27 protein-coding genes are annotated in these 26,725 nt (G+C 45.0%); 6 read left to right on the forward strand and 21 right to left on the reverse strand.

What is annotated here, in order from left to right:
• Positions 1-554 precede the first annotated feature (554 nt).
• Positions 555-1,658, forward strand: coding sequence for a Xaa-Pro peptidase family protein (locus AR337_RS07570; protein ID WP_059171394.1), 1,104 nt, complete (start codon positions 555-557; stop codon positions 1,656-1,658).
• A gap of 83 nt (positions 1,659-1,741) precedes the next feature.
• On the opposite strand, the gene ald is transcribed toward AR337_RS07570, so the two are convergent.
• The 3 genes from ald to AR337_RS23475 all read right to left on the reverse strand — a co-directional run bounded on the left by ald (position 1,742) and on the right by AR337_RS23475 (position 3,634).
• On the reverse strand, positions 1,742-2,863 hold the full coding sequence (ald, locus tag AR337_RS07575) for an alanine dehydrogenase (RefSeq protein WP_059171395.1): 1,122 nt from the start codon (positions 2,861-2,863) through the stop codon (positions 1,742-1,744).
• 147 nt (positions 2,864-3,010) lie between these two features.
• Entirely contained in the window at positions 3,011-3,277 is a 267-nt protein-coding gene (locus AR337_RS07580) for a hypothetical protein (protein ID WP_082686907.1), read from the reverse strand.
• Between the two features lie 189 nt (positions 3,278-3,466).
• A complete protein-coding gene (locus AR337_RS23475; RefSeq protein ID WP_172797520.1) occupies positions 3,467-3,634 on the reverse strand; it encodes a hypothetical protein in 168 nt (55 codons plus the stop codon).
• A gap of 169 nt (positions 3,635-3,803) precedes the next feature.
• Here AR337_RS23475 and AR337_RS07585 point away from each other — a divergent pair, with 169 nt between their 5' ends.
• On the forward strand, positions 3,804-4,256 hold the full coding sequence (locus AR337_RS07585; RefSeq protein WP_059171396.1) for a universal stress protein: 453 nt from the start codon (positions 3,804-3,806) through the stop codon (positions 4,254-4,256).
• Between the two features lie 22 nt (positions 4,257-4,278).
• Positions 4,279-4,596, forward strand: coding sequence for a hypothetical protein (locus AR337_RS07590; protein ID WP_059171397.1), 318 nt, complete (start codon positions 4,279-4,281; stop codon positions 4,594-4,596).
• Positions 4,597-4,627: 31 nt separating this feature from the next.
• On the opposite strand, the gene AR337_RS07595 is transcribed toward AR337_RS07590, so the two are convergent.
• The 5 genes from AR337_RS07595 to tpx form a co-directional block, all read right to left on the reverse strand.
• Positions 4,628-5,146 (reverse strand): molybdenum cofactor biosynthesis protein B, encoded by a 519-nt coding sequence (locus tag AR337_RS07595; RefSeq protein ID WP_059171398.1) that lies wholly within the window; start codon positions 5,144-5,146, stop codon positions 4,628-4,630.
• Positions 5,143-5,982, reverse strand: a complete 840-nt coding sequence (locus tag AR337_RS07600; protein ID WP_059171399.1) for an EcsC family protein — start codon at positions 5,980-5,982, stop codon at positions 5,143-5,145. The genes AR337_RS07595 and AR337_RS07600 overlap by 4 nt, the downstream gene beginning before the upstream one ends.
• Before the next feature lie 133 nt (positions 5,983-6,115).
• Positions 6,116-7,309 carry an acetate kinase gene (locus AR337_RS07605; protein ID WP_059171400.1) on the reverse strand — a complete coding sequence of 398 codons (1,194 nt, stop codon included), beginning with the start codon at positions 7,307-7,309 and terminating at the stop codon, positions 6,116-6,118.
• A gap of 266 nt (positions 7,310-7,575) precedes the next feature.
• The gene (locus AR337_RS07610) at positions 7,576-8,559 is read right to left on the reverse strand and encodes a class I SAM-dependent methyltransferase (RefSeq protein ID WP_059171594.1); all 984 of its coding nucleotides are present in this window, start codon (positions 8,557-8,559) and stop codon (positions 7,576-7,578) included.
• A 159-nt stretch (positions 8,560-8,718) separates the two neighbouring features.
• Positions 8,719-9,219, reverse strand: coding sequence for a thiol peroxidase (gene tpx / locus AR337_RS07615; RefSeq protein WP_059171401.1), 501 nt, complete (start codon positions 9,217-9,219; stop codon positions 8,719-8,721).
• A 179-nt stretch (positions 9,220-9,398) separates the two neighbouring features.
• Between tpx and AR337_RS07620 the strand changes: the two genes are divergently transcribed.
• Positions 9,399-10,169, forward strand: coding sequence for a VOC family protein (locus tag AR337_RS07620; protein ID WP_059171402.1), 771 nt, complete (start codon positions 9,399-9,401; stop codon positions 10,167-10,169).
• A 50-nt stretch (positions 10,170-10,219) separates the two neighbouring features.
• On the opposite strand, the gene ytfJ is transcribed toward AR337_RS07620, so the two are convergent.
• From ytfJ to sppA, 4 genes are all read right to left on the reverse strand, one after another.
• Complete coding sequence (gene ytfJ / locus AR337_RS07625; protein WP_082686893.1) at positions 10,220-10,747, reverse strand: GerW family sporulation protein; 528 nt, start codon at positions 10,745-10,747, stop codon at positions 10,220-10,222.
• Between the two features lie 36 nt (positions 10,748-10,783).
• Positions 10,784-11,446 (reverse strand): DUF2953 domain-containing protein, encoded by a 663-nt coding sequence (locus AR337_RS07630; RefSeq protein WP_059171403.1) that lies wholly within the window; start codon positions 11,444-11,446, stop codon positions 10,784-10,786.
• A gap of 166 nt (positions 11,447-11,612) precedes the next feature.
• Complete coding sequence (locus AR337_RS24035; RefSeq protein ID WP_082686894.1) at positions 11,613-12,260, reverse strand: RDD family protein; 648 nt, start codon at positions 12,258-12,260, stop codon at positions 11,613-11,615.
• Positions 12,261-12,272: 12 nt separating this feature from the next.
• Complete coding sequence (sppA, locus tag AR337_RS07640) at positions 12,273-13,283, reverse strand: signal peptide peptidase SppA (RefSeq protein ID WP_059171404.1); 1,011 nt, start codon at positions 13,281-13,283, stop codon at positions 12,273-12,275.
• Between the two features lie 151 nt (positions 13,284-13,434).
• Here sppA and AR337_RS07645 point away from each other — a divergent pair, with 151 nt between their 5' ends.
• Positions 13,435-14,244: an NAD kinase gene (locus tag AR337_RS07645; RefSeq protein WP_059171405.1), complete on the forward strand. Its 810-nt coding sequence runs from the start codon at positions 13,435-13,437 to the stop codon at positions 14,242-14,244.
• A gap of 60 nt (positions 14,245-14,304) precedes the next feature.
• Here AR337_RS07645 and rarD read toward each other — a convergent pair whose 3' ends face one another.
• The 8 genes from rarD to refZ form a co-directional block, all read right to left on the reverse strand.
• Positions 14,305-15,225, reverse strand: coding sequence for an EamA family transporter RarD (rarD, locus tag AR337_RS07650; protein WP_059171406.1), 921 nt, complete (start codon positions 15,223-15,225; stop codon positions 14,305-14,307).
• A gap of 80 nt (positions 15,226-15,305) precedes the next feature.
• A complete protein-coding gene (locus AR337_RS07655) occupies positions 15,306-16,892 on the reverse strand; it encodes an amidohydrolase (protein WP_059171407.1) in 1,587 nt (528 codons plus the stop codon).
• A gap of 64 nt (positions 16,893-16,956) precedes the next feature.
• Positions 16,957-18,540, reverse strand: coding sequence for an acyl-CoA synthetase (locus AR337_RS07660; RefSeq protein ID WP_059171408.1), 1,584 nt, complete (start codon positions 18,538-18,540; stop codon positions 16,957-16,959).
• A 205-nt stretch (positions 18,541-18,745) separates the two neighbouring features.
• Positions 18,746-18,949, reverse strand: coding sequence for an alpha/beta-type small acid-soluble spore protein (locus AR337_RS07665; RefSeq protein WP_059171409.1), 204 nt, complete (start codon positions 18,947-18,949; stop codon positions 18,746-18,748).
• Between the two features lie 102 nt (positions 18,950-19,051).
• Positions 19,052-20,260 carry a tRNA uracil 4-sulfurtransferase ThiI gene (gene thiI / locus AR337_RS07670; RefSeq protein ID WP_059171410.1) on the reverse strand — a complete coding sequence of 403 codons (1,209 nt, stop codon included), beginning with the start codon at positions 20,258-20,260 and terminating at the stop codon, positions 19,052-19,054.
• Positions 20,261-21,403: a cysteine desulfurase family protein gene (locus AR337_RS07675; RefSeq protein ID WP_059171411.1), complete on the reverse strand. Its 1,143-nt coding sequence runs from the start codon at positions 21,401-21,403 to the stop codon at positions 20,261-20,263.
• A 344-nt stretch (positions 21,404-21,747) separates the two neighbouring features.
• Positions 21,748-23,436 (reverse strand): septation ring formation regulator EzrA, encoded by a 1,689-nt coding sequence (ezrA, locus tag AR337_RS07680; RefSeq protein WP_059171412.1) that lies wholly within the window; start codon positions 23,434-23,436, stop codon positions 21,748-21,750.
• Between the two features lie 362 nt (positions 23,437-23,798).
• The gene (gene refZ, locus AR337_RS07685) at positions 23,799-24,425 is read right to left on the reverse strand and encodes a forespore capture DNA-binding protein RefZ (protein WP_059171413.1); all 627 of its coding nucleotides are present in this window, start codon (positions 24,423-24,425) and stop codon (positions 23,799-23,801) included.
• Between the two features lie 170 nt (positions 24,426-24,595).
• Between refZ and AR337_RS07690 the strand changes: the two genes are divergently transcribed.
• Positions 24,596-25,078 (forward strand): GAF domain-containing protein, encoded by a 483-nt coding sequence (locus tag AR337_RS07690; protein WP_059171414.1) that lies wholly within the window; start codon positions 24,596-24,598, stop codon positions 25,076-25,078.
• Between the two features lie 132 nt (positions 25,079-25,210).
• Here the strand turns inward: AR337_RS07690 and megL are convergent, their stop codons facing one another.
• Complete coding sequence (gene megL / locus AR337_RS07695; RefSeq protein ID WP_059171415.1) at positions 25,211-26,395, reverse strand: methionine gamma-lyase; 1,185 nt, start codon at positions 26,393-26,395, stop codon at positions 25,211-25,213.
• Positions 26,396-26,725: the final 330 nt, after the last annotated feature.

Here is a 26,725-nt window from a genome sequence, read left to right on the forward strand (position 1 = left end):
ATAGCAATTTCCAAATTTTAAGGAAATTTTATTCTCGTTGTGGTGTTTTATGGAGCAAGGGATATTTTGTGAGTACATTTGGCAGGGTAAGTGAAGCAATGTTGAAACGGTACAGGAGCAAAAGACCAAAACTTTATAGAAAGGAGTATGTTTATATTCATCATTTTTACTCTATTGTTCAGACGATGAAGGACAAAAGCCCGACCCAGAACGGTGTCAAATTGAATTTGAAAACTTTCAACTATTACATGACCGATGTATTCAACAAATAATAAACAACCGTACAATTGTATTAAATAGCGGCATTATGATATCTTAAAACAAAGCTGGGGGTATGACTTAGCCTCCATTTTCGAAAGAAAAGAAAACAAACGCCAATGTGGTCAACGGACTGCTTGTTTGTTGGTTCTCACCCCTATAGCTAGTGCGTAACGCCGATGGGAGCTTGACTCCATGTACGCTTGCGAGAAACTATATGTGAGAACCCACGGGACTCGCCCCGTGGAGTAAGTCAGAATAAGACTGTTTCCATACAATTAGACAGGGGGATTACTATGAACGAGAGACTGCAAAAACTATCAGCCTGGATGAAGGATCAAGAAATAGACGTTTGTTTTTTAACATCTCCAGATAACGTCTTCTATTTAAGCGGATATTTTACAGACCCGCATGAGCGCTTGTTGGGGCTTGCCGTTTTTCAGAACGAGGAGCCATTTCTTGTCTTGCCGGCAATGGAAAAAAATGATGCTGTGAATGCAGGTTGGAGTAATGAAATCATCGGATTCACAGATACCGAAAATCCTTGGGAAATGGTACATAAATCGGTTTCAAAACGGCTTCCTAATGCAGCGTCAAAAGTCGCAATCGAAAAAGAACATTTAAATGTAGAACGCTATGAAGAACTTATGAAGCTTTTCCCTGGGTCGAATCAGTTTGTAGCCGCTGAGGAAAAAATGCGGGCATTAAGGCTTGTAAAAGACGCCCGTGAACTCAAGGCCCTGCGCGAAGCTGCATCACTCGCGGACTATGCGATTGAGGTCGGAGCAAGCGAGATCAGGGAAGGGAAAACCGAGCTTGAAGTTCTCGCGGCGATTGAATTCGAGCTGAAGAAAAAAGGCGTCAGCCAAATGTCCTTTAGCACGATGGTTCTAGCTGGGAAAAACGCGGCTTCCCCCCATGGAAATCCGGGGCAGACCAAGATTAAAAAGGGCGATTTTGTCCTGTTTGACCTTGGGGTAGTCGTTGACAGGTATTGCTCCGATATCACCCGCACGCTTGCTTATGGAGATATTAGCGACAAGCAAAAAGAAATTTATGATACTGTCCTTAAAGCACAGCTGGCCGCTATTGAAGCTGGGAAGCCGGGAACGCCTTGTTCCGCTGTAGACAAAGCTGCACGAAATGTGATTTCTTCTGCAGGTTACGGTGAATACTTCCCGCACCGCCTCGGCCACGGTTTGGGAATTAACATCCACGAATATCCATCTGTGACCGAAACGAACCCGTTACAGCTTGAAGAAGGAATGGTTTTCACAATCGAACCCGGTATTTATGTTCCCGAAGTTGCAGGAGTAAGGATTGAAGACGATGTCCATGTTACGGCATCCGGCCTTGAAATCCTCACGAAATACCCGAAAGATCTGCAAATCATTAAATAAAATCACTTTTAAAAATGCTTAACCGAATGAAAAGCACGAAAAAAGCAGGGTACCGCCCGACGGTACGCCTGCTTTTCTTTTTATTATTCCCGCTCAAGCAATTGCTTTGAGCTGATGAATTCTAGTCCCTGCGCTTCGGCAACAGCTTTGTAGGTTACATGTCCATCAAGAGTATTGATTCCCTTTAGGAGGGCTTCATTTTCCAGGCATGCCTGTTTGTAGCCTTTGTTGGCAATCTGGACTGCGTATGGCACCGTTCCATTCGTAAGGGCGATAGTGGAAGTCCTAGGCACCGCACCAGGCATATTGGCAACAGCATAGTGGACAACTCCATGCCTGATATAGGTAGGATAGTCATGAGTCGTAATTCGGTCCGTCGTTTCAAAAATTCCACCCTGGTCTATCGCAATATCAACAACCACGCTGCCTGGTTTCATGGATTGGATCATTTCCTCTGTTACAAGCTTGGGCGCTTTCGCACCAGGAATCAAAACAGCACCGATAACAAGATCGGACTCACGTACTGCTTCCGCGATATTGTATGGGTTTGACATTAGGGTTGTAATGTCTGATCCAAAAATATCATCAAGTTGGCGAAGCCTGTCCGGATTCAAATCGATTACCGTTACTTTCGCGCCTAGTCCAATAGCCATCTTTGCTGCATTGGTACCGGCTACCCCGCCGCCGACAATTGTAACTGTACCTCTTTGGACTCCAGGAACCCCCGATAGAAGAATTCCTTTACCACCATGCACCTTTTCCAGGAACTGTGCTCCAATTTGCGCAGCCATCCTCCCGGCAACCTCGCTCATCGGTGTCAGGAGCGGAAGTGCTCCATTCGGGAGCTGTACAGTTTCATAAGCGATTCCGATCACTTTTTTCTCAATAAGTGCCTTTGTCAGTTCAGGTTCCGGAGCAAGGTGAAGATAGGTAAACAGGATTAAGCCTTCGTAGAAGTATTTAAACTCCTCTGGAAGCGGCTCTTTTACTTTCATGACCATATCCTTGTCCCATGCTTCGCCTGCCGTATCTACAATGCTCGCTCCAGCTGATTTGTAATCTTCATCTGTGAAGCCAGAGCCCAGTCCAGCCCCCGCCTGGATATAAACCTCGTGGCCGAAATTGACAAGGTTTACCACGCCGGCAGGTGTCATAGCCACACGGTTTTCATTATTTTTTATTTCCGCTGGTACCCCAATCCTCATCCTAATGCCTCCTACAATATATGTACTTTGAAAACGTAAACAATTCCATTTTACCAAAAGAAACTTTAGACGGAAACTTTTTATGGATTCGGAAAGAAAATGGAGCACTGGGAATAGCCCGGCACTCCGACTGCTTCAATGTATTTACTACCAGAAACCTGGGTATCCGAAACCACCATAGCCATAATAAGGATAACCGTATCCAAACCCTCCGTAGAGAAACGGACTGAATAACGCTCCGGCAGCAAGCCCTCCAAGAAGGCCGCCTACGAAAGGACCGCCAAATCCCCAGCCTCCCCAGCCCCAAGGCCTGCCAAATCCGAATCCGAATGGCCTGCCAAAACCAAAGCCAAACCTCTCGTCATTTGGGTCAATGAAATCCTGTTGGGGAAAGCCAACAGCCTGCCCACCCATTAATTGAAACTCGTTGTTCAAGCTAACTCCTCCTCCTATATTTTTAATTACAATAAAGGATATGCGTCCAGTTGAGGAGGGTCTTGGGTTTTTGTCCCGCGATTCTTTAAATTTCATGGGTAAATAGACCAGACATGCACAGGAAATTGTGAATACGAAAAGGCTGCCGGTTTTATGGCAGCCTTCCTTTTACTCTATTTCCCCTTCCGCCACAGGATATGTTTCCCTTCTAGCCATAGCTTCTTCCTCACCAATGACACCACTGTTATAGGCATTCATAATTTGCGCGCTGACTTCTTCGGTGCCCTTTTCATTGTAGGTGTAAACGGACCGCCGTTCCTGTTTTTCTTCTCGCATGCCTCACCATTCCCATCCAAGTATAATCTTAATCTTCACGCCCAAAACATCATAATTACTATTCCCAACAACCCTAATTTTCTATGTATTCGATTTTTCATGTATAATCTAGAGAAGAGAAGATTGGGCAGAAAAGTTGATTAATTCCTTTTAAGAGGAGGGTAAGGCAATGGGAACCAAGTATCAAAAGATTATGGTGGCAATTGACGGCTCCAAGGAAGCGGAGTTAGCCTTTAAAAAGTCAATTGGCATTGCCGCAACGAACCAAGCTTCACTCCTGCTCGTCCATGTGATTGATACAAGGGCATTTGCGATAGTTGAAGCGTATGACCAGGCTGTCGCGGACCGGGCTGACGAATATGCCTTTGATTTGCTCGAAAAATACAAACGGCAGGCTATAAATTCCGGTCTGAAAGATGTGGCCTACCTCGTAGAATTCGGATCGCCCAAACTGCTCATCCCTAAGGAAATCGCGAAAAAACACAGCATTGATTTGATAATTTGCGGGGCTACGGGCCTAAACACAGTTGAAAGATTTTTAATCGGAAGTGTTTCCGGGCACATTGCCCGGCACGCGCCTTGCGATGTCCTTGTGGTTAGATCTGAAAAAGAATTCACTTGATTAAGCAAATGGAGGAAACAGCATGGAACAATTATTCACATATGATAGCCGCTTGGGTATTCCGGTTCCGGATTTAAGGAAAAACCTTAATGAATATAGCCCGGAAATTCAGGAGAAAATCCTTTTTTCATGGGAGCAAATACGGGGTGCCATACCCGACAGGATTAAGGAATTGGAACACTCAATTAATGAAAAACAGGCCGCTCTGTCAAATGAGAGCGACTTTGCGAAATCCTGTGAGTTAAACAGCGAAATTGCTGGGTTAGCATCAATCATTAACGATTTGTTGCTATGGTACAGGGCATCAGATGCAATTTCAGAGGAAAAGATGCATAATTAAGCAAGCTCCCAAATTGGGAGCTTGCTTCCTTTTATTCGGATAAGTCCTTTTTTAGCTCTCTGACGACATGGCCTAATTCAGGAAGGATCAGCTTGTTCATCGCAAGCTTTACAGCTCCTGAAGAACCTGGGATAGAGAAGACTGCGCGGTTATTGACCACCCCGGCAGCAGCGCGGGAGAGGATAGCCGCGGAGCCGATATCCTCCTGATAGCTTAGCATTCGGAAAAGTTCACCAAATCCGGTTATGTCTTTGTCAAACAGCTTCATGACCGTTTCAATTGTCACATCACGAACCGCAATGCCTGTACCGCCATTTGTCAGGACCACATCGACGCCCGAATCAGCGCAGCCACTAAGCACCTCAGCTTTAATCAACTCTCCTTCATCCTGTACTATTGAATAGCCAGCCACTCTGTGGCCGCTGGATTCAAGAAGGCTGATTATCAGCTGGCCGCTTTTGTCAGTTTCCTTGTCCCGTGTATCGCTGACGGTAATCACTTTGCAGGAAACAGACGACGGCGCTTCCTTTTTATGTTCCTGGATACTCATGAACGTTCCTCCTTGTCCGTCAAATAGCGCAGCCTGTAATAATGATGGGAAAACTCAGTAACCCTTCTTGTAAGCTGGTAATTTGTAAGCGAGCCTACTGCCATGCTAACAAGCGGGATGCCCTGGACCATTTTTTTTCTGAAAAGGGCAATAACCGCTCCTTTCAGAAGCTGCCTCATCGGCATTTCTAGCCATGAGGAATCGGTCAATTGATCATCTCCCTCATAAAAGTACCTGTCCCTTTCCCCTTTCAATTCATCCAGCAGTTCTTCCCAGCTTTCTCCCTGAAGCCTTGGAGGGAGCGTAGAAGTATGAAATACCTTCAATGACGTCATCATCTCAAACGGGGTGTTCACTTCGTATCCATAGGTCATGGCAAGCAGCTGGACCGCACGGAGATTGATCACCGCCATTGCAGGAATGTCTACTCCAAGGAGAAGAGCACCGCCAGTACCAGACATCCCTCCCTGGGCAAAAGAATAGAGCCGATGCCTTGCAATTTGTTGCTGGGCAATATAATTCAATTGGTCTATATCAAGGTCCTTGAGATCTTCAATTCTCTCTACCCCGCTATTGAACACTCTGGCCGTGGCAATGATTCTTTCTTTGGCATCAAGCTGGAATTGCGCTCCCTGGATAATCGCGTTCAGATGGAAAAGCCAATTATCAACAAGAGAAAAAAACTGGCTGCGTACATTTTCCGGGAGCATGGAAAAACCTGTTTCAAAATATTTTTCGTACGTTAGCTGAAGGTCATTGGGTTCGTATTCAAGGATCTTTTTTTCCCAGTCCTTAATCTCGGCCAGGACAGTCATTTCCCTATCGGTCAGCGGCATGGGTGGCCCTCCTATCGAAAAACTTTCCTTCAGTATAGCATAGATATTCCTCAGATTAGAAAACCCGCAGCCACATAGCCGGCCATAGAAAAAAGCTGCACCTCTCTTATGAGGTACAGCTCGCCAACTGGTTTTAGTGAATATTGCCCAGGCGCATGACATCACGGGCAATCATTACTTCTTCATTCGTTGGAATAACCATTACTTTTACAGGAGAATGAGGATAGTTAATAAACGCCTCTTCCCCTCTAACTTTATTGAACGCGGGATTCCAATAAACTCCCATAAATTCAAGCCCTTTAAGGACCCTTGCCCTAATTGACTCACTGTTTTCGCCAATGCCGGCGGTAAAAATAATCGCATCGACTCCAGACATGCGTGCCGCATAGGAACCAATGTACTTATGGATCCTGTTGGCGAATACCTCGAGAGCTAGCTCCGCCCGCGGATTTCCCTCGGCCGCCTCGATTTCAATATCGCGAAGATCGCTTGAAAAGCCAGATACGCCTAACATACCGCTCTTTTTATTTAGGACGTCAAGGACTTCGTCGGCAGTCATCCCGGTTTTTTCCATAATAAATGGCATCAAAGCTGGATCGATGTTTCCTGATCGGGTTCCCATTGTCACACCAGCCAAAGGTGTAAAGCCCATAGAAGTATCCAGTGATTTGCCCCCGTCAATAGCCGCGATGCTCGCCCCATTCCCCAGATGGCAGGACAAGAGCCTTAACTGTTCAACCGGCCGGCCAAGGAGCTCAGCCGCCCTCTGGGACACATATTTATGGGATGTACCGTGGAAACCATATTTTCTAATACCGAATCTTTTGTAATAGTCATATGGAAGGCTGTACAGAAATGAACTTTCCGGCATGGTTTGGTGGAAGGCAGTATCAAAAACGGCTATGGCAGGTACATCCGGCAAGACTCGCTGAAACGCAAGGATACCTGTAATGTTGGCTGGATTATGCAATGGAGCAAGCTCGGACAAATCCTCGATTTTCTTCAACACGTCTTGGTCAATGAAGGCTGAATCATTAAATTCCTCCCCGCCGTGCACGACTCGGTGGCCAACCCCTGAAATTTCATTTAAAGAAGCGATGGCTCCCGTTGAAGTGAGCTTGTCCAGCAACAGTTTAACAGCCACTTCATGGTCTGGGATGCTAGTGGTTTCCTTTATCTTTTCCCCTGCGGTTTCAATCGTGAAAAGTGAATTATCAAGGCCAATCCGTTCAATAATGCCTTTTGTTACGACTTTTTCTTCCGGCATATCGAGCAGCTGAAACTTCAACGATGAACTTCCCGCGTTGATTGCTAAAATTTTTGGCATACTTCCAACTCTCCTTTGATGTCAGTCATTGCCCTGCAGAAATCCCGGACTCTAATTCCAGGGCCGGGATGAATCGTTCAGCATCAACCCGGGTTTAATGCCTGAACAAGGCAACTAGTAAATGTCTCGCTTTTAGTTTACCTACTTCTGAATGAACTTTTCAAGGATTTACACCAAATCGTCATTTTTAGGACAAATGTTGCTAAATTCAGTTATCTCCAACTTAAAAAAGCAGAAGCCTCCTTGATCTGCTTCTGCTCCTAAAGTTAGTTGTTTTCACTGATCCATTGATTGATCTGGGCTAGGACTTTCTCTGTACCCGCCTTGTTTGACAAAGAGGGAAGTTCAGCCAGTAAAGCTTGTTTCGGCGGATTAATTCCTTCGCCAACCTTTTGCAGGATCAAGATGCTTTTCCCCGCCTGCTTGGATTTAAACATCGATAGCGGCAATTGGAGAATCCCCTGGATATAGGCATTCTTTTTTAAAAATTCCCGAAGCTTGGAAGCTTCCGTACTTTCGAATAACCCATTGGGGATAACAAAAAAGAGGTAACCCCCAGGTTTGGTGTTGTTTATGCTTTGTTCAATGAACAGATGATGTGAGTAGGAATGTCCTTCCGAAGCTGCCAGTTCAAAATTAGCCGCCCTTATATCATCAGGATAGTAGCCAACAGGCAGATCTGAAACAACCGCATCAACCGGATCAATAAAAACTTGCTGGAGGCTGTCCTGGTTGAAAAGCTGGATGGATTGTTCCTGCAAGTTGGCATTGACATAGGCAAGCTTAATTAAGACATCATCAATTTCCAGGCCAACAGCCTCAACCTGCTTTTGGATTTGCTGGTTGATGACAGTCGCGAGCAAGTTGCCTGTTCCAACGGCAGGGTCAAGCAGCCGGAAGGATGGCTTACGGACGAATTTCAAGACTAAATAGCCGATAAGCATCCCGACTGAATCGGGAGTCATTTGATGATGCGGCTGGACGTTTTCTTTCATCCCTTTTAAAATGGCTAGCTGGAATGATTTCCTTATGTCTTCCCTTGAAAAGGATTGAAGGTTGATGGACTCATAGCTTTTTTTTAGCCGTTTTGTAGTCAGTTCACTGATTTCATCCTGTAAAACGGTCCCGTGGAAAAGGTTTTCCCCTGTTTCCGCCAAGGCTTCTAAATAGGTACAGGCTAATTCATCCTGCAGCATGGAAGAGGTTTCATTAAAAACGGTAAACAATTGTTCTACCGGAGATGGTTTCATATATCTTCTTGCCTCCGTCGGTTCATTCTCTTTTCCCATTCTAGCGTCTTTCCTATTCCACTACAAGTTTAATGGAGCGGGAGCGGAATCATCTTTTCTGCTCCCGTAAAAAAATCAAAGCCCCGGACATCCGGGGCTCCTTAATTATGGAAGTTTCACCTATTCCGCTTTTTTGGCAGCTTCGATTGCAGCTTCATAATCCGGGTGGTTTGTTGCTTCACTTACATACTCGGCGTAAGTTACTGTATCATTTGAATCAACGACAAAAACAGCGCGGGCAAGAAGCCTTAATTCATTGATCGCCACTCCGAACGCTTCCCCGAAGGATAAATCGCGATGGTCGGAAAGTGTCTGGACATTCTCGATGCCATTCGCCCCACACCAACGCTTCTGCGCAAACGGAAGGTCGACGCTGATGGTCAAGACTGTTACGTTGCCGAGTCCAGCTGCTTCTTCATTGAAACGGCGGGTCTGTGCATCGCATACCCCTGTATCAAGCGAAGGCACAACAGAAATCAGCCTTACCTTTCCTTTTGAATCTTCAAGTGTAACTGCAGATAAATCATTTGCAAGGACCGTAAACGAAGGCGCCTTTTCCCCCACTTTTACCTCGTTGCCCAGCAAGGTTACCGGGTTGCCTTTAAATGTAATGGATGCCATTTCCAATTTCCTCCTTTGTCCAACTATGTACAGTGTAAATATAACTTTTCACATACCCTTTTGCAAAACATATACATTGCAAGGATTTCACTATAGGCAAAGCCAAATACAAATCCCTCCCCTTTCATGTTAAATACATGTATGATTTTGATAAAGACTATTTAATTTTGGAGGAGAAAATGGCGCAGCTTAAATGGGACCATGTCGTCCATTATGTTAACGATTTAGATAAGGGCATCCAGGTATTTGAGGAACTGGGGCTGTCAGCTTTCAGGGGCGGCTCTCATGCAAAATGGGGAACCTTTAACGCCCTAAGCTATTTTGGCCTTTTTTACGTCGAGTTTTTGGGTATTGAAAGGCCTGAATATGCGAGAAGCCCCGAAGATCCAAACCTTCTTGTCGAAGATGCTATAAAATTCCTGCCTGCCCGTGAAATTTTCGGCCGAATTGCTTTACGTACCGATGATATAGAGGCGGTAGCTGCTTCCCTCACTGAAAAAGGCGCATCAATTTCACCCATTGTTGATGGGAAACGCCTTAATGCCCAGGGACAGCTGATAGAATGGCGAATGTTGATGATTAACGGGAATTTTAATGGCCTTGTTTATCCATTTGTCATCCAATGGAATGGGAGCGATGCAGATCGCCTGAAGGCAATGACCGAAGTTGGCGTAATTCAGCCGCATCGCGCAGGAGGCATACAAGTAGAAAGTGCGGTTTTTGAGGTACAGGACCCTATTGAAGCGGCGGCTCAATGGCAGCAATTATTTGGTTTCCCACCTGTGGAACAACAGGGAGATGGATCAGTAATTTTGTTAACTGATGGGCAATCTTTTATATTTGAAAAGGGTGATAAAAATAATCTAACTCGTATTATTTTCCGGACGAGCAGCCCGAATTTAATAGGAACCACTCTTAAAATTGGCGATGGGCAGTATGTATTTAAATAATGCAGAAGGACAAGCAGGGAAGCGCTTGTCCTTTTTCCATTAACTAATAATCAAATATCAAAATCGGTGTCATCCGATTTACCTTTCTCTTTGCCGCCATCTGTCCTTTTTTTATCCTTGCCATTCTCATCGTTATTCTCATTATCCTTGTTACTGCCCTTTTTCTTTTTATCATCCTGGCCTCCTCCTGATGGGGCCAGTTTGGAGATTATTTGCTGTACTTTATCAACAGCTTGGGGTGCTGTTTCAAGGATCCTTTCAAGCAAGTGGGTGCTTTCATCTAGATGAAGCATTTTTACTCCCTGGGAATTAACAATTAAAAAAGCAATCGGAGTAATTGAAACCCCTCCCCCGCTTCCCCCTCCAAAGGGATGCTTGCTTCCCGAATCCTGCCCGCTCCCGCTGCTTCCGAATTCAGTCCCTCCGGCGGCAAAGCCAAATCCTACTTTCGAAACCGTAAGGATGACACTTCCATCTGGTGTTTCTACCGGATCGCCGATTATCGTGTTTACATCAATCATTTCTTTGAGGCTCTCCATCGCCGTTGTCATCAGGCCCTGGATTGGGTGGTCAGACATATGTACCTTCCTCCTTATCAATAAAACTAAAATTCCTCATTCCAAAGGTGCCGGCAAACCAACATTCATCAATTTATGCCTGGACTTTTTCAAATATATATATAGACTTATTCCTGCTGAGATAGCTTTCCCTGCCCGGAAAGTAAACATACATTGGAGCATTGTTGCGGTAACTCTATATTGAAAAAAGGGAGTTACATTAATAGTCGGATTTGCTTTTAATTTGACTATTTCCGATAAAAATCCAATGATAATGCCTTTTGTCGCCCATATTCCCCCCGCGAGAATCCCTGTAAGAGCTGCATCCCCAGCGCCAACGGCAGTCGACCATTCAAATTGCCGGACCGTAATCGCCTCCAGAAATTTCTTTAAAACCTTTTGGGTTTGAAGAATGTCTTCCAACATTCCTTTGCATTCTTTCAGTACCTTAAGCAGCCCCTCTGGGGTATGCATTGCCCGCGGTTTTTCATCTCCCGCCCCCTTCTTCCGTTTAAAGACAACGGCTGGAGGGTCTTCGGCCAGTTCTACATCCGTAAATACAGTTTTGTATGTAAGGAGTCCAAAAAGGGCCTTGCATTCAATTTTCAGTTCATTGCTTCTGCCATGGGCCCTTAAGCTGGCGGTAACAGTGATTCTCATAAAAAAAAGAAGGATGCCAATTAAAGCTATACTGAATATAAACACAAGAATCCAAGCCAACTCATCCACTTCCTTTCATCTGTATTTATCCGGGGGAAGGCAGATTTTTCGTTTGCTGAAATAGCACCGAACATGACAGTTATCTTCAATAGGGTTCAAATCTATCGTTTCCTAAAACACAAAAAAACCTGCGCAAAAATTTGCGCAGGCTTCATATTGTGAATAGTTATCTTCTTGTGTGGATAACGGCCGTATCAGCGAACAAATCATGAAGGGCCTGTTTTTTGGGATGGAACGCGGGAATCAGATACAGGATTACGATAGTGGAAGAAATGAACCTGCCAATCCATTCCCTGAAAAGAATATCCATCCAGTTGAGCTTCCCGCCTTTTACGCCAATAACAGCAAGCCCAAACACCATTTTCCCTAAAGTCTGCCGGAAATATTTGGTCATTAGGACAAAATACAAATAAAAAATGGCAGCGGAAGTAATCGTTTCTACTGAAAATATGCTCCCCGATGGAGCAATATCAAAAAAGCGGATTATTGGCTTGGCAAGAAGCCGGAACAGGCTCCCAATTACGATCAGATCGAGTAAATAGGCCCAAAACCTCATCCAAAATCCTGCTAACCGGAGTGGTGGATTATCTACTCCTTCCCTACCGGCCTCACTAGCCGGCCTTTGGGCTTGGTAGCCGACATTTCCGCTCGCATGGTTTAAAAGCGCTTTTGACTCGGCATCGGCTGCATTACTTCCACTTCCAGAGAGTTCATTGGTTTTTCCAACATTATCCCCGCTAGATCCCTGACCGGCGGCCTTATGTTCATCACTTAATTCGGGGTCAAAATTCTGCCGAGTTTCATCGCGATCCATTTCATTTCCCCCTTATTCAGAATATAAGTACATCAGGCGCGGTGAATTGGTTTTTGAGAGGAACTGGAGGAGGCCCTGCAGTTCCGCATCGCCACTCAAAAAGCTTTTAGCCCTCATGCTGAACAGCGAACCAAATCCAACCCCATCCGCGAGCCTGACAACCTTGGCGCCTTTTAGGTTTTTATCTTTTTTCAATTCATCTATGACATCATCCAGGTATCCGAAGCCGTCGATTAAACCAAGCTCTTTTGCCTGCCGGCCATCATATATCCGGCCGTCGGCAATTTTCTTTACCTGGTCAACAGGCATTTTTCTTCCGTCGGAGATGACTTTTACAAATCCCTCATAGGAATTATTGATCATGCTCTGGAGAATCTTTTTTTCTTCCTCTGTCATTTCCCTTGCAGGACTCATAATATCTTTATACGGCCCGCTTTTAATTGTCATGAATTCGACACCATATTTCTTCGCAAGGCCTTCATAATTCATCCCTTGCATAATGACTCCAAGGGAACCGGTCAATGTTTCCTTGCTGGCAAATATCCTATCCGCGGGAGCGGAAATATAGTAACCGCCTGAGGCGGCCATCGATCCCATTGATATGTATACAGGCTTCTTTGTATCCTTCTTGATTGAAACGATTTTATCATGGATTTCCGCACTCTCTACAACGCCGCCCCCAGGGGAATTGACCCTGATGATGATTCCTTTAACATTCGGGTCTTCTCCCGCTTCCTCAAGCTTTTCCATAAATGTTTTATGGTTGTATGCCTCGCTTCCAAAAAGCGAAACGGTGTCGCCCGTATCCTGGATTGTTCCGTTCACATCGAGAATGGCTATTTTCTTGAACTCGTTTCCTTCCTCTACGACTTCTTCCACATAGCTTTTTTGCGTGGCTGCGAAGAATTCGCCAAAGTCACTTTCGACTCCCTTTATGGCAAAGGCTGATAAAAAGTTCACCACAACCGATATGATAAACAGGCCGGCCGCAATCCCAAGTGCCGCCCAACGTTTCCCGCTCATGAAAATTCCCCCTTTTGCGTCGCTTCCTGCCGATGATTTATTTCAAATTGTGTCAAGAAATGCTAAACTTGATTAGAAACAATACTAGTTTACCAAATGATTGGCATAATGGATACAAATTAACTTTTAGCTGTAAAGAGGAGGACACAGGATGACTAACCGGAAAAATTTATTTTTCTATCACAAGCGAGATGCCGAATTATTAAAAAAGGCTGCCCCGCTTTATGATTTGGCTGAAGAATATGGATTTACTCTCGTCAAAGACCACCGGGATGCAAACATCATTACAAGCATTGGAGGAGAAGGCACCTTTCTTCAGGCGGTCAGGAAGACAGGCTTCCGAGATGATTGCCTGTATGCAGGCATTACAACTTCAGACAGTTTAAGCATGTATTGCGATTTCCACATTGATGACATTGGCAAAATGATTGAGGCAGTTTCAAACGAGCAAAACGAGCAAATTGAAGTTCGGCGCTACCCGACCATTGACGTGACCGTGGACGGAGAAACCACCTTCCAGTGCCTGAATGAATTCAGCATAAGGTCGGCAATCATTAAAACATTTGTCCTGGATGTATTTGTCGATGACCTTCATTTCGAAACCTTCATGGGAGATGGAATGATTGTCTCAACTCCGACAGGAAGCACCGCCTATAACAAGTCGAGTAACGGCGCAATTGTCGACCCTCTCCTGCCGTGCATGCAGATAAGCGAACTGGCGTCGGTCAATAACAATAGGTTTAGGACTCTTGGCTCCCCATTCATTCTGAGCGGCGACCGCACCTTAACACTTAAGGTCGTCCAAAACGGGAATGACTATCCAACAATGGGTATGGACAATGAGGCATTAAGCATTCAGCATGTTGAAAAAGTTGAAATCAAGCTAAGCAACAAAATCATCAAAACGGTCAAGCTAAAGGACAATTCCTTCTGGGAAAAAGTCAAACGAACCTTTTTATAAGGTTTCCATCCTAAAATGCAGAAAGGCATCCGCCATACTTTCTTGGCGGATGCCTTTTTTCTAGGATTGTTTGCGCATTTTCATTCCAAATGAGGATACAAGCTTTGTCCTTGATAGGGAGTAAAGCGTCAATGCCGACCAGATGAAAATAAATGCAAGCAGCTGAAGCCCGCTGAAATGCTCGCCATAAACGAAGATACCAAGCATGAGCGACAAAGTAGGTGCAATGTATTGAAGGAAACCAAGCATGGATAACGGTATTTTCTGGGCGCCGCCTGTAAAGAGCAGCAGCGGCAGTGCTGTCGCTGCTCCTGCTAAGGCTAGAAGTAGATGCGTTTCCGTTCCATGATGGAGGAACGCGGATGTGCCATTTGCAAGGAGATAAATCATGTACCCTGCCGCAATGGGGGTTACCGCCATTGTTTCAAGTGTCAGCCCAATAGCGGAATCTACTTTTATCAGCTTTTTGGCCAAACCATAAAATCCGAAAGAAAATGCAAGAGTAAGTGCAACCCATGGAATTCGTCCATATGAAACGGACATAATCAGCACACCAATGAGCGCAAGCCCAAATGAAGCATACTGCGCGACCGTCAGCTTCTCTTTCAGTACAATCACCCCGAGCAACACAACCACAAGGGGATTGATATAATAACCCAGGCTTGCTTCAATCATTTGCCCGTTGTTAACCGCCCAGATATAAACAAACCAATTAATACTGATTAAGACCGAAGCGATGGAAAGCGCATACAACTGTTTTCTTTGTGTCTTGAATTTTTTAAGTATGTCTAAAAATGAAGGCAGCTTCTTAGTAAATGCCAAAACGGCCAGCATAAAACCCAAAGACCAGAAAATCCGGTTAGCAAGGATTTCAGTCGAATCAACATTTCCAAGAAGCTTCCAATAAATCGGCAGCAGGCCCCAAATCAAGTACGCAGACCCTGCCTGTAGTGCACCCTTTTTAATTTCTTTATTCCCCATATCTTTCGTGCCTCTATTCTTTCCAGTTTGCGAAGTATCTATTATACATGTTTGGGGAATTTTATTCAAAGATGCCGGTTTTAGCCCCGTTGAAATACGATTTCTTCTCCAATCACCGTCATGGCGGCATTTGTTTCATGGAGGCCATCCTTGGAAATCGTGAAAATATCCCGATCCAAAATGGTGAAATCAGCGAGCATTCCCTCCTGGATCACCCCTCTATCTTTTTCATGGCACGCTGCATATGCGCTCCCTTTCGTATAAAGGCAAACCGCCTCGTAAACAGAAAGTCCTTCTTCGTTTCCGTATTGATTTCCATCGACAGTCCGGTTTACAGCTGCGGCAATGCCAAGGAATGGATTTGGGTACTCAATTGGCGCATCCGAGCCTCCAGAACATGGTATTCCTTTATCAATGAGGGTTTTCCAGGCATAGGCATACTTGGCCCTCTCATTGCCAATCCTGTCGATTACCCATGGAAAATCAGAAAGCATAAATACAGGCTGTAAGTCTAAAACAAGAGGAAGCTTAAAAGCACGCTCGATCAGGTCTTCCCGGAGGATTTGCGCATGTATGAGCCTATCCCTGCCCGGGCCACTCAATGGATTTGATTCAAGCGCATCAAGGCAGTACTCAAACGCCAGGTCGCCAATCGCATGAATTGCGACCGGCATATGATGCTTCCTCGCTTCAGCGACAAGTGCGCTAAGTTCCTCTCGGCTAAAAATGGCAACGCCAGAAGTATCAGGAGAATCCGAGTATGGTTGACTTAACAGTGCGGTACGGCCGCCCAGGGCGCCATCGGAAAAAATTTTCATCGCTCCGAACTCAATCCATTCATTTCCGTCCAAATAAAAATGGCCTCCCGCAATGAAGTCTTTCAGCACTCCATGGTGGACAAGCAGGTGGGACCTGAACTTCAATCCCTCCTCCTCAATAGCACGTTTGAATACACCGTATGTCTTGCCGAAGCCGCCATAGTAATTGAGGTCTTCGGTGTGGACACCGGTAATCCCCATGCTATAGAGACTTCGAATGGATGCCTTTATGGATCTAAGTAGGTAGGATTCCGAAGCCTCAGGCATAATCGAATAAATTAGCTCCTGGGCACTATCCTTTAAAACCCCGGTTAGCCTGCCTTCATTATCCTTTTCAATCAGCCCGCCTGATGGGGATACCGTTGATTCATCTATCCCAGCGGCATTCAACGCGACTGTGTTTCCCACACAGGCATGGCGGCAAATTCGTTTTAGGAGGACCGGCCTGTCTCGTACAATTTCATCCAATTCTCTTCTATTCAATGGTTCACGGGTTTCCCAAAGATTTTCATTCCAGCCTTCCCCGATGACCCATTCCCCTTCCTTGAGTCCCAATGCGTATTCCTGAACGGCTTTTAGCGCTTCTTCCCTAGTTTTGTATCCGGAAAGGTCCAGCCTGACAAGCCGTTCGCCATGGCCAATCAGATGGATATGGCTATCCACAAGCCCCGGTATCATCGTGCAGCCTTTTAAATCGATTCGTTTATCGATCCGGTCCTTTATGCTGCCTTCAAGCTCAGAAAGTTCGCCTGTTGCAATAATCCTGCCATTTTCAGTAAGGACAGATTCTACTTTTTCCCCTTCACTTGCCAATGTATAGATTGGCCCTCCATGCCAAAGTGTCGCCATATATCCAGCTCCATTTCTTTCAATCGTAAAGCAGGCGGTTTGGTCCGCCTGCTCTCAAGCATACCTATTTCTTTCCAGCCGAAGCCAATTCCTTTTGCCGGAGTTCAATCCGGCGGATTTTACCGGATGTTGTTTTCGGAAGTTCCTCAAGAAACTCAATTTTGCGCGGATATTTATATGGAGCAGTAAGTAACTTTACATGCTCTTGCAATTCTTTTACCAGTTCATCCTCATCTAATGCCGCTTCTTCCCTTAGGACGACGAAAGCTTTTACGATATTGCCGCGAATTTCATCAGGGCTAGCCACCACCGCACACTCTTTGACAAGCGGATGTTTAACAAGGGCGTCTTCGACTTCAAATGGCCCGATGGTGTAGCCCGAGCTAATAATGATATCATCGCCGCGCCCTTCAAACCAAAAGTACCCTTCTTCGTCCTTTTTCGCCTTGTCCCCCGTAATGTAATACTCGCCACGGAATTGCATTGCCGTTCTCTCGGGGTCTTTGTAGTAACTTTTGAATAGAGCGGGTGATTCAACATGGACGGCAATATCCCCTATTTCACCAGGTTTGCATATTTTTCCGTCTTCGTTAATAATTTCAACCGTATTTCCCGGAGTGGGCTTGCCCATCGAGCCTGGCCTTAGCTCCATATCCTTTGTAATCCCGACAAGGAGGGTATTTTCCGTCTGGCCGTATCCATCCCGGACATCGACATTAAAATATTTTTTGAAAGTGTCGATAACTTCCCTGTTTAGGGGTTCTCCCGCTGAGACTGCGCTATGCAGCTCAGAAAGGCTATAGTCGGAAAGATTGTCGGCTTTCGCCATTAGGCGGTATTCCGTCGGGGTGCAGCAGAGTACATTTACTTTGTGTTTTTCAAGCAGCTGAAGGTATTTCCTTGGCTCGAATTTCCCATTATACACAAGACCGGTTGCTCCGGACCCAAGAACGGAAAGAAATGGGCTCCAAATCCATTTCTGCCACCCTGGGCCAGCCGTAGCCCATACAGTATCCGTTTCCCTTATGCAAAGCCAATGCTGGGCCGCGGTTCTTAAATGGGCAAAGGCCCAGCCATGCGTATGGACAACACCCTTTGGATTTCCGGTTGTTCCTGATGTATAAGATAAAAAGGCCATATCATCACGGGTAGTTTTTGCGGCATCCATTTCAGGCGATGCTTTTTCCATTTCACTGTCCATGAAAAGCCAACCATCGACCGGTTTGCCTACCGAGAATTTTTTCAAGCCTGCATTCTGGATGCTCCCAAATTCACCCGTAAATGGATGATAACTCACTACAGCTTTGACATCACCATGGGATAGCCGGTATTGCAGGTCTTTTTCCCTTAGCATTTCCGAACTGGGAATAACCGCAAGCCCTGCTTTAAGTGCTGCAAGGTATACTATATACGCCTCAATCAAGCGGGGAATGACGACGAGGATTGTATCTCCTTTGGACAGTCCGGATTCTAAGAACGCATTTCCCGCCCTGTTCACCTTTTCAATTAATTCCCTGTATGTAACACTCTGTGTTTCCCCTGCTTCACTTTCCCAAATAAGGGCTGCTTTATTGCCGGATCCTGCAAAACGCTCAACCTCGGAAACCAGATTGTACTGCTGTGGAGCAATCAGTTCTTCGCGGTTCATCGGAAATCCCCTCCCAAAATTCTCTCCCTTTCATTATATTAAATTTTTGAATAATTATAAATTTTTAGTTGTCCATGCCTTGTAAAAAGATGAGGAAATGATTGAATTGGCTATGAGGAAAATGGTTTCTTCATTTCAAGCAACGAAAAGCCATAAAAAAAGGAGCGGTTTTACCCGCTCCCTGTAGCCATAATATTTAATTGGTTTACCTAGCGTAACCGCCGCCGATTTGTTGCTGAGCCATTGAAACGAGACGCTTAGTGATTTCACCACCGACAGATCCGTTAGCGCGAGATGTAGTTTCTGCACCAAGGTGAACGCCAAATTCTTGTGCAATTTCTACCTTCATTTGTTGAAGAGCTTGTTCAGCTCCTGGTACTAGAAGGTTGTTGCTGTTGTTGTTAGCCATGTGATTTCACCTCCTTGTGAGTATATAATGTGTAATCTCACATGGCTTCATTCAATGCACTTACTGGTAATTGTTCACAAAATGTTAGAAATTTGGGTAATCCTAAAATAGATTATCCAAGCCTTCGCTCTTGCCTGCAAAGCCAGGGTACACTTTTATCGACTCGGTTCCTTCAATGGCACGGGCAACAATCGGTTCAAATTCCACAAAGCTCTCGTAATGTACAACCTTGTCCTTTTTCGGCTTCGTTTTCGGAGAGGATGGGACAAATATTGTGCAGCAATCTTCGTATGGAAGGATGGAAATATCATACGTGCCTAAATCTTCGGCAATTTTAATAATTTCAGATTTATCCATTGCAATTAATGGCCTCAATACAGGTGTGTTCGTAACCTCATTGATAGCAAACATGCTTTCAAGGGTCTGGCTTGCCACCTGTCCTAGGCTTTCTCCAGTAATAATCGCAAGGCCGCCATTCTTTTCCCTAATGGCATCGGCAATCTTGAGCATAAATCTCCGTGTAGCAGTCATCGAGTAATTTTCAGGAATTTGATTCTTGATCGTTTGCTGAAGCTCGGTAAAAGGAACGAGATGGAGGATTATATGTCCGCTTACCCCAGATAGTTTTTCAACAAGGTCGATTACTTTTTGCTTTGCACGTTCGCTTGTGAAAGGAGGGCTATGGAAATGAATCGCTTCAATTTCCACTCCCCGCTTCATCATCATGTAACCTGCAACCGGGCTGTCAATGCCGCCCGATATCATCAGCATGCCTTTTCCACCTGTACCATGCGGAAGCCCGCCTGCGCCCTGTACAGTTACACAGGAGAGGTAAGCCGCTTCCTTCCTTACTTCTATCAGAAGGTTGATATCCGGCTTTTTCACGTTTACTTTTAGGTCGGGGAAATTTTTTAGCATTAAGGCACCAAACATTTGATTGATTCCGTCCGTATCCAACTCAAATGTTTTATCCGCGCGTTTGGCTGTAATTTTAAAGGTTTTCCCTTCTTCATAGACCGATTCCATCAGTGATAAAGCCGCAGCCTTCATCGATTCCAATTCCCGCTCCGACTTGATAGCAGGGCTGATGGACTGGATTCCAAACACATTCTTCAATTTGCCGATAATCTGCTCGCTGTCTTCACCATTCAGCAGGAGATTCATTCTATCCCTGCCTGCGTCTATTTTCACAGACCGGTGATCTGAAAGGGCATGCTTTACTCCCCTTTTTAACTTTTCGACAAATTTCCCTCTGTTTCTTCCTTTTGTGGATATCTCTCCATATCGAATTAAAATCATGTCATAGTTCATTTAATTCAAAACCCTTCCTAATCTGGCTACTGTTTTTTCAATTGCTTTAAGGACTGTTTCTGCTTCTTGGCGTGTATTTTCAAATGATAAACTTATTCGGATTGCGCTTTCTGCCACTTCATTTGGCACTCCCATCGCCAGCAGTGTTTGGCTTGCCGATTTCTTTTTTGAGGAGCAAGCGCTTGTGGTAGATACATAAATATCCTGTTCTTCCAAAGCGTGGACAAAGGTTTCCGATTTAATGCCGGGCACCGAGAAATTGATAATATGCGATGCCGCCCCTTCAAGTGGAGTATTGATTGCAATTCCTTCAATTTCCCCAAGGCCATTCACAAGGAATTCCCGAATTTCCCCAAGCGCGGCATACCTTTGCGCGCGCTTATCCAATGACATCCTTAATGCTTTGGCCATCGCCACTGCGCCGGCGGGATTTTCTGTTCCCCCGCGGTGCCCCTGTTCTTGGCTGCCTCCCGACAAAATCGGCTCCAGCTTTATCCCGCTTCTAACAAAAAGCCCTCCGCTGCCTTTAAGGCCATGGAATTTATGAGCGGAAAAGGAATATAAATCCACTCCTGCTTTTCTTAAATTGAGGGGAATTTTCCCAGCACCCTGTACCCCATCTATATGAAATAATGCTTTCGGGAAGCTGCGCAGGATTTCACCAATTTCGATAATCGGCTGAATGGTGCCAACCTCATTGTTTACATGCATGATCGACACTAGGATTGTTTCGTCAGTCAGCGCCTTCCTGATCTCTTCGGGATCTACTCTCCCCTCATTGTCCAACCCGATAACGGTAACTGAAAAGCCGTTCCTTTCAAGCTGCAGCATTGATTCCCTGACAGAGGCATGCTCGGCGGCCGATGTTATTAAGTGGCCGCCCCTATTTCGGTAACCGTATGCAGCACCCTTAATCGCCAGGTTATTGCTCTCAGTGCCCCCGGAAGTAAATATAATCTCATCCGCATCCGCGCCCAGCAATCCGGCGATTTGGGCCCTGGCTTGGGAAAGGAGGCGTTCCGTTTTCGCGCCGATTCCATGAAGAGAAGAAGGGTTTCCAAAAAAATCCTCCGAAACCTTTATATACGATTCGAGTACTTCCTTATATGGTTTTGTTGTTGCACTATTATCAAAATAAATCATAACTTGCCCCCGTTTCCTGTTACCGGAAATTCGTTTTGTACCTCTTAATGTAATCCCACGAAAAGGGAATAATCCAGCCAAACCTTTCTTAGCATATCCTACATAGCCTGAACTTCCAACCCCGGTTTTATAAATGGATTTTTATAGTTTTACCGAGAACAAAATGAACTGCCTTGCTTTAAATGCCCATAAGCATACCCCTCCATGAGCCGCATAAGAAAAAAACAACCGAATCGATGTTGACTCAACGTAACGAGGGGACTGAAATCGTCTTAGTACTTGCCGATGAATCTGGACAAAAAAGGACCGGCCGGCAGGCATGCCGCACAACGGTCCTAAATCACTCAATCATTTGAGATAAGCATTTCAATTTTTTTGATGGCACCCGGGTCAATCTCCTCAATGGACGTTGCCGCCTGTTCAAGCGCGGCTTGATACTCATAGTTCCTGAAGAGCTTTTCCGCTTCCGACAACCCTCTGGCCACGGACGGATATTTGCTTCGGTATCTGTTGCCATATTGGATGACCCTCTCTGCGAGGATCACATTTTCAATAATTTCTTTTGTCGTTTCCGAAAGTTTTTCTATCGTTAGTTCCGCTATTTCTAGATGCTGCTTAACAGCATCCATATCCAGAGGTTTTTCCTCAAGCTTCATCTGGATGTTTTTAATGCTTTCATTTCCATCCTCAAATAAATACATATAGGTTTCAGGCATTCCAGGGATATTGCTCCTTGCAACCATCCTTGAAGTTTCGCCAATCTTGTGTGATAACTCCCTGACTGTCTCCCTTGCCTCCATTTCGTCTTTGCGAAGGTCGGACAGTTTGCGGGAAAAAATCTTTTGATCTTCATGAAGGGCATCCAGCTCTTTCCGGATTTCCTCCAAATCGGTGCTTAAGGACGTTTGGGCAGTTTCGTTCAGTTTAATTTTTTCATTTAAAATTTCAAACCTTTTTGCAAGGTCGGACAATTTCTTCTCAAGTTTCCTGTGGGCTGCCAGATCTTTATCGGTTAAATGGTAAGTTTCCTGGATATGTGTGGCTTCAGATTTCAGTTTATTGTTCGTCTCGAAAACATTTTCCAAAACATCTAAAGAGGTTTCCTGGTTTTGCACAATGAATTGCTTCGCATTGACTTCCATTTCCAGCAAGTCCATGAGTACGTCAATCCGGGCCCGGATCCCCTTGATTCCTTGCTCGACTTTCTCGATTTGGACGTCCTCAATCATGGTAAGATAGATGTGAAGCTCTCGTTCCAGCTTTTCCGCTTCCCCTTCAAATTCTAGATGATCAAGGTAATAGCCCTTTGCGGACATTTCCCTGTAGCCTCCGATTAATTCCGCTATTTGAGACGGCAAAAGTGATTGGCTTTCAATCAAAAGCTCTGGAATCCGTTCCATCTGTCCATGTACGTCCTCAAGCTGCTGGCGAAGCAATAGAACCGTCTCCCTCGCCTTGAGGTAGTTCCCATGCTCGGTCCGCTCCTCGAATTCTTTAAACCTGGAAGCCGCTTCATCAAGAATTTCTTCAAGCCTTTTTTCCGCTCTTCCGAAACTATGCCTATGGGCAAGCAATGTTTTCTTTGATTCCCTGTACATTTCCCGAAGTTCTTCAATCTCGACCCTGTTTTTTTCCTCGCTGCCAACCAATTCATTCAGCTCAGACAAAATTCGGCGTATAAACTCTTCAGTTTCCTCAAGCTTCGCATGAATACCGCGCTGGACTTCTCTTGCTTTGCGGAAACGGTACTTGTCTATGTATTCTTCACCATCGAACAGCATCTCCTCCACTTGAGGGAGCATGACCGTGACAACTTCATCCCATTCGCTGCGCCATCGTTCAAACAGTTCCTCCGTCTGCCCGGTCATATTCAACTGTTTGACCCGCGACATTTCAACCAGAACCGGCCTGTCCATAATATCAAGCTTCCATGCCTCAAGCCTGTCTATTTCTTTAAAATGCTTTCTTTTTATAAAATAACCGGCAATAAACAGCACAATTGCCAGGAAAATAATCCCGATAATAAATTCCATAGTATCCCCCTGCTTCATATATGGACGACTAAATGTCGATTATGATAGAAAATGCCCTGTTTTATTCATATAATTGCCTCTATGATACCATGTAAACGACAATTTTTGACTATTAATTTGATTTTTTCTAAAAAAAACCCTTTTCGCCTGAAAACAGTGGTGGTTTGCTAAATTCCAAAAAGATATGTTCATTCAACTACATTGAATCGCGAATTGCAAATGATTCCGCTGATTTGGATAAAAAAAAAAACCCTTGAGCAAAGGGATTTTTTTCCTTTTCACTTCAAAGCATCTCTTTCATCGGGAAGATTCTTTATACAGGATGCTTAATCATGGGTAGAGAATCAGCCGACAAGCTTAGTTTAAACTCCTGTTGCAGCCCTAATTCTATTGTCCAAAATGGCTCCCTCAATCCAGGAATTCAAGTGTTCCAGATACTTTTCGGCAAAATAGCGTTCATGAGGAAAAACATGCAGAACTTCCGTAATATAGTGGGGGTTTAAGAAAGGCATACAAAGAAGTCCTTTCAATTGGATGATGGCATATGCCGTTGAAAGTTTCCGGAACTCGCCTTTCTCCATTCCGCATTCAAGGATTTCCTGGAAATAATATTTTTCCTTCTGATAGTATGTTGACATGATTTCCCTTACTGTCTGGGAATCAAGCGACATTTCCCTCACGATAAACCTGGACATTTGGAGATTAGAACATTGGAAATAGAGGATATTTTTCATCACTTTTTTTAAACAGCCTGATGGGCTTTCCTCCAACATCGTAAGTGCCTCTTCAATCTGCTCCATGTACAGTTCAAAATACGTAGTAAGGCAATGCTCCAAAAGGCCAAGCTTGTTGTCAAAATAATAGCCGATATTCGATGGATTCGTATTCGCTTTGGCAGCAATGTCCCGGATTGATGTTCCGGAAAACCCCTTTGTATTGAACAGTGAAACAGCCGCTGAAACGATGGTTTCCTTAGAATTTTTCCGCATATGCCGACCTCCCGGATAAAGTACTCCCCTGAATAAGGGAATACACTCCCTATAGTTCATTTCTCGGCAAGCCGTTGCTATTCCTTTAAGAAGTTATCGACATTTTCTCCCCTTTAGGCGCGTTTTTTGTTAAAATAAGTGGAAAACTTCCTGAAGGCAAGGTGAGGACAATGTTCAACGTTCAAATGTATAACGGTACACGCGCAGAAAATTATGATCTTGTCATCAAACAGCTTCATGCATTACTTGAGGGCGAAAAAAATGTTATTGCCAATCTAAGTAATGCCTCCGCATTGCTGAACCAGTTTCTGGACAGGGTCAACTGGGTCGGCTTTTACATGGCTGATGAAGAGAGCGAGCTTGTGCTCGGCCCGTTCCAAGGACTTCCGGCTTGTGTTCGGATTCCGTTTGGAAAAGGCGTTTGCGGAACTTCTGCTTTGAAAAAGGAGACAATCCGGGTCGAGGATGTCCATCAATTCCCCGGCCACATTGCCTGTGACGCTGCCTCACAGTCGGAAATTGTCATCCCGCTCCTTAAGGATGGGCGCCTCCTTGGGGTATTGGACATTGATTCTCCTGAAAAAAACCGCTTTGATGAGCTCGACCAGGAGAAGCTCGAGGCATTCGCTACTGCCCTTGCCGCCCATCTTTAGGCAAGGCTTCCCTTTCATCCGAAAGTGGATTAGCATTTAATGATAAAGAAGGCAAATGGCTCCTTTACCCAACAATTAAAGGCAGGGAATCCAGAAAATCTGGCCCCTGCCTTTTTTAATGCTCTCATTCGCTTAAATTTTTGAAAGACCTTGATCGAGGTCATTTCGAATATCCTCCCATGCTTCAAGACCAATAGATAGCCTGATGAGTGTATCGGATATCCCCATCTTCTCCCTGTCAACCGGATCTACTCCGGAATGGGTCATTGTTGCCGGATGCTGGACGAGTGTTTCGGCATCACCAAGGCTGACGGCAATCTTGATTAATTGGAGCTCATTCATGAATTTTTGTGCCGTTTCCTTTGTGCCTTCGACTGTAAAGGAAATCAGTCCGCCCGGCTGCTTCATTTGTTTTTGGTATATGTTGAAATCAGGATGCGAGGGATCGCCAGGATAATAGATCGATGATACCTTAGGGTGTTCCTTTAAATAGGAAAAAATCTGCTTGGCATTTTCGCAATGGCGGTCCATCCTGACAGCCAATGTTTTAATCCCCCTTAGGAGAAGCCAGGCGTCGAATGGGGAAATCACCCCTCCAATATCTTTCTGCGCTGACATCGCAACCTTTTTCATGAACTCCGCCTTACCTGCTGCCACTCCGGCAATGACATCCCCATGTCCGCAAATATATTTTGTGGCACTATGGAGTGAAACATCGCAGCCAAGAGCGAGCGGATTTTGGAGATACGGGGACGAAAAAGTGTTGTCGACCACGACTGGAATCCCTTTTTCCCTGGCAATATCCGCAACCATTTTCAAATCAACCAGCTTCATCGTCGGATTGATCGGCGTCTCAATAAAAATGCAGACCGTATTTTTCTGAATGCTCTCCTTTACCTGTTCAGGGGTTTCCATGGCAGAAAAACTGTGGGATATCCCGAAGTTTTCTTCCATTAGCTTTAGAAGGCCGTACGTACAGCCATATAGCCCCTGTGAGCAAAGGATATGGCCGCCCGTTTTAGCTAGGGTGAACAAGATTGCCGAAACCGCAGCCATACCAGAAGAGAAAGCAAGCGCGGCCTCTCCTCCTTCAATCTCCGCAATACGGTCTTCAAGTGCCTTGACAGTCGGGTTTCCCAGGCGAGTGTAAATATAGCCATCCTCTTCTCCGGCAAATCTCCGCCCGCCCTGCTCAGCGTTGTCAAATACAAATGTCGAGGTTTGAAAAAGGGGCGGAACAAGGCTTCCTTTGTGCTCTTGGGGAGAATAGCCTGAATGAATCATACGTGTTTCCAATTGAAGGTCTTTTTCGGACATAAACGACTCCTCCTTATGTAAACGCTTACAACTTCCTATCTAAAGGATAAGTTAAATGATTAAAAGATGGAAGCAAAATATTTGCCTCTAAGCCTGTCCTGAAAATAAGCCTTGACCAAACACGGAGAAAAGTTATATAATACTCTTTGTGTAAAATATCGCAGCCTATGTGAACCCTTTATGGTTCTCATTTTGTTCCTCACAACTAGAAAAGCGCAAGCGGCCGTTTAGCGGCGTAAGGACTGGAGGGCTCCGAACGAGATAAAGGAAACACGATGAACGCAGTGAATCGATGTTGACTTATCGTAAGGAGGAGACCGAAGTACTCTA

Source organism: Bacillus sp. FJAT-27445 (assembly GCF_001510665.1).
Classification (GTDB): Bacteria; Bacillota; Bacilli; order Bacillales; family Cytobacillaceae; genus Bacillus_D.

What these genes read in the sequence shown, in the direction of transcription:
- AR337_RS07620 (WP_059171402.1), top strand. Translation starts at nt 9,399, where the DNA reads ATGGCGCAGCTTAAATGGGACCATGTCGTCCATTATGTTAACGATTTA.
- AR337_RS07660 (WP_059171408.1), bottom strand. Translation starts at nt 18,540, where the DNA reads ATGAACCGCGAAGAACTGATTGCTCCACAGCAGTACAATCTGGTTTCC.
- AR337_RS07690 (WP_059171414.1), top strand. Translation starts at nt 24,596, where the DNA reads ATGTTCAACGTTCAAATGTATAACGGTACACGCGCAGAAAATTATGAT.
- rarD (WP_059171406.1), bottom strand. Translation starts at nt 15,225, where the DNA reads ATGGGGAATAAAGAAATTAAAAAGGGTGCACTACAGGCAGGGTCTGCG.
- refZ (WP_059171413.1), bottom strand. Translation starts at nt 24,425, where the DNA reads ATGCGGAAAAATTCTAAGGAAACCATCGTTTCAGCGGCTGTTTCACTG.
- tpx (WP_059171401.1), bottom strand. Translation starts at nt 9,219, where the DNA reads ATGGCATCCATTACATTTAAAGGCAACCCGGTAACCTTGCTGGGCAAC.
- AR337_RS07645 (WP_059171405.1), top strand. Translation starts at nt 13,435, where the DNA reads ATGACTAACCGGAAAAATTTATTTTTCTATCACAAGCGAGATGCCGAA.
- AR337_RS07665 (WP_059171409.1), bottom strand. Translation starts at nt 18,949, where the DNA reads ATGGCTAACAACAACAGCAACAACCTTCTAGTACCAGGAGCTGAACAA.
- sppA (WP_059171404.1), bottom strand. Translation starts at nt 13,283, where the DNA reads ATGAGCGGGAAACGTTGGGCGGCACTTGGGATTGCGGCCGGCCTGTTT.
- AR337_RS07570 (WP_059171394.1), top strand. Translation starts at nt 555, where the DNA reads ATGAACGAGAGACTGCAAAAACTATCAGCCTGGATGAAGGATCAAGAA.
- thiI (WP_059171410.1), bottom strand. Translation starts at nt 20,260, where the DNA reads ATGAACTATGACATGATTTTAATTCGATATGGAGAGATATCCACAAAA.
- AR337_RS07590 (WP_059171397.1), top strand. Translation starts at nt 4,279, where the DNA reads ATGGAACAATTATTCACATATGATAGCCGCTTGGGTATTCCGGTTCCG.
- AR337_RS07585 (WP_059171396.1), top strand. Translation starts at nt 3,804, where the DNA reads ATGGGAACCAAGTATCAAAAGATTATGGTGGCAATTGACGGCTCCAAG.
- ald (WP_059171395.1), bottom strand. Translation starts at nt 2,863, where the DNA reads ATGAGGATTGGGGTACCAGCGGAAATAAAAAATAATGAAAACCGTGTG.
- AR337_RS07600 (WP_059171399.1), bottom strand. Translation starts at nt 5,982, where the DNA reads ATGCCGCTGACCGATAGGGAAATGACTGTCCTGGCCGAGATTAAGGAC.
- AR337_RS07610 (WP_059171594.1), bottom strand. Translation starts at nt 8,559, where the DNA reads ATGAAACCATCTCCGGTAGAACAATTGTTTACCGTTTTTAATGAAACC.
- AR337_RS24035 (WP_082686894.1), bottom strand. Translation starts at nt 12,260, where the DNA reads ATGGATCGCGATGAAACTCGGCAGAATTTTGACCCCGAATTAAGTGAT.
- AR337_RS23475 (WP_172797520.1), bottom strand. Translation starts at nt 3,634, where the DNA reads ATGCGAGAAGAAAAACAGGAACGGCGGTCCGTTTACACCTACAATGAA.
- ytfJ (WP_082686893.1), bottom strand. Translation starts at nt 10,747, where the DNA reads ATGTCTGACCACCCAATCCAGGGCCTGATGACAACGGCGATGGAGAGC.
- AR337_RS07655 (WP_059171407.1), bottom strand. Translation starts at nt 16,892, where the DNA reads ATGGCGACACTTTGGCATGGAGGGCCAATCTATACATTGGCAAGTGAA.
- AR337_RS07605 (WP_059171400.1), bottom strand. Translation starts at nt 7,309, where the DNA reads ATGCCAAAAATTTTAGCAATCAACGCGGGAAGTTCATCGTTGAAGTTT.
- AR337_RS07595 (WP_059171398.1), bottom strand. Translation starts at nt 5,146, where the DNA reads ATGAGTATCCAGGAACATAAAAAGGAAGCGCCGTCGTCTGTTTCCTGC.
- AR337_RS07580 (WP_082686907.1), bottom strand. Translation starts at nt 3,277, where the DNA reads ATGGGTGGGCAGGCTGTTGGCTTTCCCCAACAGGATTTCATTGACCCA.
- AR337_RS07675 (WP_059171411.1), bottom strand. Translation starts at nt 21,403, where the DNA reads ATGATTTATTTTGATAATAGTGCAACAACAAAACCATATAAGGAAGTA.
- ezrA (WP_059171412.1), bottom strand. Translation starts at nt 23,436, where the DNA reads ATGGAATTTATTATCGGGATTATTTTCCTGGCAATTGTGCTGTTTATT.
- megL (WP_059171415.1), bottom strand. Translation starts at nt 26,395, where the DNA reads ATGTCCGAAAAAGACCTTCAATTGGAAACACGTATGATTCATTCAGGC.